The 1,504-nt window shown below is 43.8% G+C and carries 1 protein-coding gene; it reads right to left on the reverse strand.

The features are described from left to right. Positions 1-2: 2 nt before the first annotated feature. Positions 3-1,355: an IS4 family transposase gene (locus AC1D7X_RS25725; protein ID WP_495476431.1), complete on the reverse strand. Its 1,353-nt coding sequence runs from the start codon at positions 1,353-1,355 to the stop codon at positions 3-5. Between the last annotated feature and the right edge of the window lie 149 nt (positions 1,356-1,504).

A 1,504-nucleotide genomic window follows, 5' to 3' on the forward strand; every position in this document is an offset into this window, starting at 1 on the left:
ACTCAACTTTCGCAGCTTAAATCTTTAAACAAACCCTTGATATAGCTGGGCAAACTAGAGATCCATTCTTGTAGTTGACAAAAAACAGACGTTTTATTCTTTTTTGTCTTCGTTTGAACCAGATCGAGAAATAAAACCATGAGTTGCTGAAGTGCGGTCTGGAAGTCCAGATCTCGGACTTCATCGGCAAATAGAAAGAAGAGTCCACCGAGAGTTCGGTCATCATTGGTTTGTCGTCGTTCATATTCCATCGCCAAATAGCGGCTAAATACAATGGTGGTGTGGCTAATCAGTTGGTCAAACGAACGACCTTGAAATTCTGTCCCTAGTTTCAAATAGCTTTTGGTCACTTTAAAAAAGGTCTCTATACTCCAGCGCATTCCGTAAATCCGTACGATTTCAGCGGAATCTAGGGCTACATCTGTACTCAAAATCGCAAGCCATTCCCGTCGTTTGTTTCGGTTTCGTACAAAGACTAGCTTTATAGGTAGGCCGCAGGTTGTTTGGACGATCACAGAACCCTTAATATCTGAACCCCTCGATTTGGGAAGACTTTGAAAGACTTCACGCAACGTCAATCGTTGTCCTTGAACGAGATATCGCTGCTTCATTTCCTTCACCATTCCAATCACAGAAAGGCCCTTGCCCGTCAACTGACGAAGAAGTGGAGCCTGTGTAAACCAGCTATCCATGAGCACGTAATCAGCAGTGAAACCAGCAGTTAATGCCCGTTCTAGCAGTGCTACTACAGCATCTGGCTTCCGACAAAGGGCCTCCATCCGACGTTTGTATCCGACGCTACGTTTCGAGAGGTTCGAAGTCATTTCGCAAATTCGATTGGCTAGTTTGGCTGAAGAAAGCATAGCAAAGTCAAGCGGAGCAAAGCTAAATCCGTCCGACCAGCCAAGCGTCAGCATGGTGTAGCCTTTGGTGAATTTACCCGTTGAATGGTCAAATACCCGTGCTAGTAGTTCCGCTTTTTTACTGCGGTTTCGGCTCAGAATGGAATCGTCGATGATGAACACCCGTACACGAGTAGGTGAAATGAGTGATTCGAAATGCAGCACAATTCTAAGACTTAAGGTCTGCAAAAATCGACGCCAAGCAAATGAAGTTTGATTTAAAAACCGATAGACGACATCTTTACCAGGAAGATCCGCGCCACGCTCACTTTCAAGTAGCCGAAACCAGTTCTTCCCTTCAAAAACAAGAGAAAAGATAATTTGGAAAACTGCGAGACTCGAAAGGCCAAACGATTTAGAAATGCCCGCATGACGCAAGGATTTCCCGATTTGGAGAGTTGAAAAAAGTTTGGAGAAACGAGACTGGTCAGACATGGAATGTTGTTGTAACATAGAGTTACGCACCTTTCTTGTTGGCATGGTTGATTCGACACTTCCATGATACCAACAAGCAAGGTGTTTTTGTCAATAAGGATAAATTTATTAGATTCTTCTTACAGTCTTAAGGTTGTAAGCTGATTATCCAGCTGCGAAAGTTGAGT

This window comes from Paenibacillus sp. Y568 (assembly GCF_059445545.1).

Bases quoted from the DNA above. Each gene is read 5' to 3' on its own strand.
- AC1D7X_RS25725 (WP_495476431.1), bottom strand. From the start codon at position 1,355: ATGTTACAACAACATTCCATGTCTGACCAGTCTCGTTTCTCCAAACTT.